This window comes from Diaphorobacter sp. (assembly GCF_050251835.1).
Lineage (GTDB): Bacteria > Pseudomonadota > Gammaproteobacteria > Burkholderiales > Burkholderiaceae_C > JBFXIE01.
In genome coordinates this window covers 1-6,751 of sequence record NZ_JBFWLZ010000032.1, presented here as the reverse complement: position 1 = coordinate 6,751, position 6,751 = coordinate 1, and the positions used below count along the sequence as shown (strand labels likewise).

The following is a 6,751-nucleotide window of genomic DNA, read 5'->3' as shown; positions in this document are numbered from 1 at the left end:
GCAGCCAAGCAAGGGCCGCCCCGCAGCGAGGGCTGCGTCCCCCTTCCCGGAGCGCGCAGCGCGTAGAGAGAAGGGGCTGAGGGGCGCGGCTCCAAGCCTGCCTGCGCAGGGTTGGACGTCCCCGAAGAGCTGCCGCCTTTGGCGGGCGCACCGAGGCGCGCAGCGCCTCAGGGGGATGCCCCCTATTTAGGCCCCAGCATCGCCATGGTGATGCGCGACACGCAGGTGGGCTGGCCCGCGTCGTTCACCATGTCGATCTGCCAGACCTGCGTGCTTTTGCCGATGTGCACCGGCCGTGCCGTGCCCGTCACCCAGCCGCTGGTGGCGGCGCGCAGGTGGTTGGCGTTGATGTCCAGCCCCACGGCGCGCCAGCCCTCGGGGCAGGAATGGTTGGCGCCGACCGAGCCCAGCGTCTCGGCCAGCACCACGCTGACGCCGCCGTGCAGCAGTCCGTAGGGCTGGCGCGTGCGCTCGTCCACGGGCACGCGGGCGCTCAGGTAGTCGTCGCCGACCTCGGTGAACTCAATGCCCAGGTGGCTGATGGCCGTGCGGGCGCACGACTGGTTGAGCAGGGCGACGGTGGTGGGTTTTTTCCAGATAGGCATGCCGCCGAAGATCGCACACATCCGGCCTGCGGCACGCGCATGCCCGGACCGGCCGCCGGGCCTTGGCACGATCCGGGGGCTTGATGGCTGGACTTGCAACCTGCCCGCCACCAGAATGAGGCGCCTTTTTCTGACCTTCTTCTCACGCATTTTTGCCATCGACATGTCCTTGCCCATGCCCATGCAACGCCGCCAGTTTGTGATTCAGGCCAGCCGCGCCGCCGCCCTTGCCGCCGCGCCGGCGTTTGTGCTGCCAGCCCGCGCGCAGGACGCGCCGGGCGTATCGCCCAAGGCCGTCACCATCGGCTGCTCGGCCGCCATGAGCGGCCCGCTGCTGGGCTTTGGCGCCGACATCCAGCTGGGTGCCGGCGCCGCCTTTGCACAGGCCAACGCCCGCGGCGGCGTGCACGGGCGCATGCTGCAGCTGCAGATGGCGGACGACGCCTACGAGCCAGAGCGCACGCTGGCCAACGTGCGGCAGATCATCGGCCAGGGCAGCGCGCTGGCGCTGCTGTCATGCGTGGGCACGCCCAACAACGCAGCCATCCTGCCGCTGATCGAAGAGGCCGGCATTCCCTACGTGGCACCGATCACGGGCGCATCGTCGCTGCGCAAGAACGCCCGCCATGTGTTCCATGTGCGCGCCAGCTACACCGACGAGGTGCAGCGCCTGATGCAGCGCCTGACCGGCATGGGACTGAAAGGCATCGGCGTGGTGTACCTGGACAACGGCTACGGCCGCGAGATGCTGCAAGAAGCCACGCGCGCCCTGACCGCGCTGGGCACGACCCCTGCCGCGCAGGTGGCCGTGGCCACCGACGGCAAGAACCTGCCCCAGGTACTGCAGGCCGTGGCCGCCGCCCGCCCGTCGGCCGTGCTGCTGGCCACGGCGGGCACGGTGTCGGTGGGGCTGGTGCGCGGCATCAAAAAGCAATCACCCGGCGTGCTGATGGCCGCGCTGAGCGTGACGCTGCCCAGCGCCAGCCTGGGCCAGCTGGGCGAGGACGGCAGCGGCCTGGCGCTGTCCATGATCGTGCCCGACCCGCACCGCGCCCGGCTGCCGCTGGTGCGCGACTACCAGTCGGCCCTGCGCGCGCAGGGCCATAGCGATTTTTCGCAGGGCAGCCTGGAGGCCTACGTGAACGCGCGCGTGCTCATCGAAGGCCTGGAGCGCGCGGGCAAAGACCCCACGCCGGCCCGGCTGCGCGCCGCGCTGGCGGGCATTCGCAACCTGGACCTGGGCGGCTATGTGGTGGACTACGGCAGCCAGGCGCCCTACGTGGGCTCGCGTTTTCTGGACCTGGGCGTGCTGGGCAGCAACGGCCGCTTTATTGCGTGAGGGGGACACGCCCCTGAGGCGTGGCGGGCCGCAACGCAGCCGCCCTCGCCGCGGGCGGCGTTCAAGAAGGCTGGCCCTGCCCTCAGGGCAGCATGTGGCCGGTATCCACAAAGCGCTGGTGCCAGCTCAGCGCCTCGGTCAGGATGTGCGGCGTGTGCTGCGCACCCTTGCTGCGCGCGCGGTCAAAGTAGTCTTGCAGCAGCGGGCGGTAGTCGGGGTGGGCGCATTGGTCGATGACGACCTGCGCGCGCTGCCTGGGGCTCAGGCCGCGCAGGTCGGCCAGGCCTTGCTCGGTGACGATGATCTGGGTGTCGTGCTCGGTGTGGTCCACGTGCGAGGCCATGGGCACGATGCAGCTGATGGCGCCGTCCTTGGCCACCGAGGGCGTCACGAAGAACGACAGGTAGCCGTTGCGCGCAAAGTCGCCCGAGCCGCCGATGCCGTTCATCATGCCCGTGCCCATCAGGTGGGTGGAGTTGATGTTGCCGTAGATGTCGGCCTCGATCATCGAGTTCATGGCGATGATGCCCAGGCGGCGCACCAGCTCGGGGTGGTTGCTGATCTCCTGCGGGCGCAAGATGATGCGCTCGCGGTAGAAGTCGATGTTTTTCTCGAAGTCCTCGTAGGCCTTGCCGCTCAGCGAGATGGCTGTGGCCGAGGCGCGGCTCATCTTGCCCGCGCGCAGCAGGTCCAGCATGCCGTCCTGCAGCACCTCGGTGAAGCCCAGCAGGTTGTCAAACGGGCCTTTCAAAAGCCCTGCCAGCACCGCATTGGCCACGTTGCCCACGCCTGACTGGATGGGCAGCATGTCTTTGGGCAGGCGGCCGGCCTTCATCTCGTGGGCCAGAAAATCAATGATGTAGCTGGCGATTTTTTCGGAGTTCTCGTCCGGCGTGGCAAACACGTTGTCGCGGTCGCCCTTGTGCGTTTCCACCACGGCAATCACCTTGGCCGGGTCCACGCGCAGATAGGCCTGGCCGATGCGGTCGTCGGCATGGGTCATGTTGATGGGCACGCGGCGCGGCGGAATGGCGGTGCCGTAGTAGATGTCGTGCATGCCCTCCATGCGGTCGGTGAGCTTGGTGTTGACCTCCAGAATCACCTTGTCGGCAATCTCCAGCCAGGTCTTGTTGTTGCCCACGGCGGTGGACGGGATCAGCAGGCCCTCGGGCGTGATGCCCAGCACCTCGATCACGGCCACATGCATGTGGCCCAGAAAGCCAAACCACGCATGCTGCGCCACGTGCGACAGGTGCATGTCGATGAAGTTGATCTCGCCGGCGTTGATGGCCTTGCGCGCGGTGGGGTCGGTGTTGAAGGGCAGGCGCTGGCCCACGGCATGGGCCTCGGCCAGCGCGCCGTCGCATTCGGCGGCGGTGGAGGCGCCCGTCCACACGTTGATCTTGTAGGGCCTGCCGGCCGCATGCTCGGCCTTGGCGTGCGCGGCAATGGCCTGGGGCAGGGCCTTGGGATAGCCGGCGCCGGTAAAGCCGCTCATGCCCACGTTGGCGCCCGCAGGAATCAGCGCTGCGGCCTCGGTTGCGGTCATGATCTTCTGGGCCAGGCCCGGGTGCTGAATGCGGGAGGAAGACGATGTGGACACACAAACTCCAGAAAGACAATCGCCTCGCAAGGGCGCGCAAAGCGGCAGCGAGGCGGGTGAAAGATGCGAAATCTTAGCAGCGGCTCTTCATGCAAATAGGGATTAACCCTTACCTTACAACGCGCTGACAAGGCGCTGACAAGGCGCTGAATATGCGGCGTGCGTCCCCGGTGGCGGAGCGCCCCGGCGCGCCGGCGGTACGATCGCCGCCACCATGTCTTTCACGCCGCTGTGTCCCTCTTGCCGCCAGCCCACCGAAATCCACCGCTTTGGCGCCAGCAGCGGCGCCACGCTGGAACTGGACCTGTGCTTTGCCTGCCAGGGCATGTGGTTTGACCCGCAGGAAAACACCCGCCTGGCCCCGGCGGCGGTGCTGGAGCTGTTCGAGCTGCTGCACCGCCACCGCGCAGACGCGCACCGGCCGCTGTCGGCTCGGCTGCAATGCCCGCGCTGCGCCCAGGCCCTGGTCAAGGGCTACGACCTGGCGCAGGGCGGGCGCTACGTCACCTACCGCTGTGCGGCGCGGCACGGGCGGTTTTCCACCTTCGGCTCGTTCATGGTCGAAAAAGGCTTTGTACGCCACTTGTCCAAGATGGAGATCGAGGCGCTGGCCGAGCGCGTGGGCACCATCAACTGCACCAGCTGCGGCGCCGGGGTGGACATCCGCAACGACCACGCCTGCCCGTATTGCCGATCGGCCCTGTCGCTGCTGGACCCGCTTGCCGTGGACAAGGCCCTGGCACGCCACAGCCGCGCCGCCCAGCAGGCCGCGCCCACCGACACCGCATCGCCCGAAGCCCTGGCCGACGCGCTGGTGGCCCTGGAGCGCAACCGCGCGCGCGAAGAGCGCGAGCGCCAGCGCGAACGGCTGGAGGGCACCCGCAGCGACCAGTTTGATTTGGTCACGGCGGGCATCGAGATGGTGTGGTCGCTGCTGCGGCGGTGATTTGTGCTATTCAATAAATAGCTTCTAGCGCTTTATAGATAAGGGCTGGAGGCGGTTTTTGCTATTGCCTGCCGCTTATTTACCCCGGCTCAAGGCCGCATACAGCACGATGGCGCCGAACGTGGCGGTGCCAATGCCGCCCAGCGCGAAGTCGCCAAACTTCAGCGTGAACTCGCCCGTGCCCAGGATCAGCGTGATCGCCGCCACGATGAGGTTTTTGTTCTGCGAAAAGTCCACCCGGTTGTCCACCCAGATCTTGGCGCCGGCAATCGCAATCAGGCCGAACACCACGATGGACACGCCGCCCATCACCGGCAGCGGGATCGCCTGGATCAGCGCGCCAAACTTGGGAGAAAAGCCCAGCAGCACCGCCAGCAGCGCCGCCACCAGGAACACCGCCGTGGAGTAGATGCGCGTGGCGGCCATCACGCCGATGTTCTCGGCATACGTGGTCACGCCCGTGCCGCCAGCGGCGCCGCTGACCATCGTTGCCACGCCGTCGCCGATGAAGGCGCGGCCCATGTACTGGTCCAGGTTCTTGCCGGTCATGGCCGTCACGGCCTTGATGTGGCCCAGGTTCTCGGCCACCAGGATGATGACCACGGGCACGATGAGCAGCATGGCGTTGGCCTCGAACACCGGCGCGTGGAACTGCGGCAGGCCTAACCAGGCTGCATTGGCGATGCCCGACAGGTCGATCGGCTTGCCCAGGCCCATGCCGTTGGTCAGCAGCGCGTACAGCAGGCTGGCCACAATCAGGCCCACCAAAATCAGCAGGCGCTGCAGCATGCCGCTGGTGAACACCGCCACCAGCGCCACGCAGACAAACGTCAGGGCCTGCATCCAGGCCTCGAAGTTGTTGGCCGCCATGTTCTTGATGGGGATGCCGGCCAGGTTCAGTCCGATCACGGCCACCACCGCGCCGGTGACCACCGGGGGCATGAAGCGCTCGATCCAGCCCGTGCCCACCAGGTGCACCGCCACGCCCACCAGGGTATAGACCAGGCCGCAGGCGATGATGCCGCCCAGCGCCACGCCAATGTTGGCGTTGGGCCCCTTGCCCGCATAGGCCGTGGCCGCGATCACCACGCCGATGAAGGCGAACGACGAGCCCAGGTAGCTGGGCACCTTGCCCCCGGTGATCAGAAAGAAGATCAGCGTGCCGATGCCGCTCATCAGCACCGCCACGTTGGGGTCAAACCCCATGAGGATGGGCGCCAGCACCGTGGCGCCAAACATGGCGATGACGTGCTGTATGCCCATCAGTGCCGTCTGCGGCCACGGCAGGCGCTCGTCGGGGCCGATCACCCCGCCCGATTGCAGCACCTGCGCCGGGCGCTCCGTCCATTGAAACAAGCCCATTGTTGTCACTCCCGTAAAAAAAGTGCAGCGATGGTAGAGGCTTTGGCCGCCTCAGGCTGATTTTTAGTCAAAAATGCCTGTAGCGCTTATGTATCAAGCGCTGGCAGCTATCAAATCAGGAGTTTTCAGGCGTGCCGGGCCTGCAGCGCCCGCGCGATGCGGTCGCGCTTGACGGTGGTTTTGGGCACCCTGAACGGGAACCACATGCGCACGTCCTCTTCCAGCCCGATGCCGTGCATGTAGTTGTAGATGGCTTTCTTGAGCCCCGCGCCCAGCGCGTCGTGGTCGGTGCCCGTGGGGTCGATGAAGGCTACGTCGTTCTTGGCAAAGCCGCCCGGCGGCAGCGGCGCCAGGGTGATGCCGTACTCCTGCGGGTTCTGCCCCACGGGCGAATGCACGGTGCAGGCAAAGCGGTGAAAAAACCCGCTCTGGATGCAGCCGTTGGCAAACAGCTGGCGCACGTATTCCAGCGCGTCCACGGTGTCTTGCACCGTCTGGGTCGGAAAGCCGTACATCAGGTAGGCGTGCACCAGAATGCCCGCGTCGGCAAACGCGCGGGTCACGCGCGCCACCTGATCGACACTGACGCCCTTTTTCATCAGCGCCAGCAGCCGATCCGAGGCCACCTCCAGCCCGCCCGAGATGGCGATGCAGCCGCTGTCGGCCAGCAGCTCGGCCAGCTCGGGCGTGAAAGTTTTTTCAAAGCGCACATTGCCCCACCAGCTGATGCCGGTGCCGCGCGCAATCAGCTCGTGGGCCAGGGCCTTGAGGGCTTTGGGCGGCGCGGCCTCATCGACGAAGTGAAAGCCGGTCTGCCCGGTCTCGGCCACGATGGCCTCGATGCGGTCGGCCAGCACCTGGGCGCTGGCGCCCTCGTAGCGGCCGATGTAGTCCAG

General features: G+C 67.0%; 6 protein-coding genes. 2 read left to right on the top strand and 4 right to left on the bottom strand.

The features are described 5' to 3' along the window. Nucleotides 1-182 precede the first annotated feature (182 nt). Nucleotides 183-605 (bottom strand): hotdog fold thioesterase, encoded by a 423-nt coding sequence (locus tag AB7E35_RS11180; RefSeq protein ID WP_428163553.1) that lies wholly within the window; start codon nt 603-605, stop codon nt 183-185. 181 nt (nt 606-786) lie between these two features. Between AB7E35_RS11180 and AB7E35_RS11175 the strand changes: the two genes are divergently transcribed. Continuing rightward, nucleotides 787-1,944, top strand: a complete 1,158-nt coding sequence (locus tag AB7E35_RS11175) for an ABC transporter substrate-binding protein (protein ID WP_428163566.1) — start codon at nt 787-789, stop codon at nt 1,942-1,944. A gap of 82 nt (nt 1,945-2,026) precedes the next feature. On the opposite strand, the gene AB7E35_RS11170 is transcribed toward AB7E35_RS11175, so the two are convergent. Further along, a complete protein-coding gene (locus AB7E35_RS11170) occupies nt 2,027-3,547 on the bottom strand; it encodes an acetyl-CoA hydrolase/transferase family protein (protein WP_428167573.1) in 1,521 nt (506 codons plus the stop codon). Between the two features lie 214 nt (nt 3,548-3,761). Between AB7E35_RS11170 and AB7E35_RS11165 the strand changes: the two genes are divergently transcribed. Beyond that, complete coding sequence (locus AB7E35_RS11165; RefSeq protein WP_428163555.1) at nt 3,762-4,493, top strand: zf-TFIIB domain-containing protein; 732 nt, start codon at nt 3,762-3,764, stop codon at nt 4,491-4,493. 75 nt (nt 4,494-4,568) lie between these two features. Here AB7E35_RS11165 and AB7E35_RS11160 read toward each other — a convergent pair whose 3' ends face one another. Then, nucleotides 4,569-5,855: a solute carrier family 23 protein gene (locus AB7E35_RS11160; RefSeq protein ID WP_428163556.1), complete on the bottom strand. Its 1,287-nt coding sequence runs from the start codon at nt 5,853-5,855 to the stop codon at nt 4,569-4,571. A 125-nt stretch (nt 5,856-5,980) separates the two neighbouring features. Then, a partial coding sequence (locus tag AB7E35_RS11155; protein WP_428167572.1) for a B12-binding domain-containing radical SAM protein occupies nt 5,981-6,751 on the bottom strand: 771 nt, incomplete at its 5' end.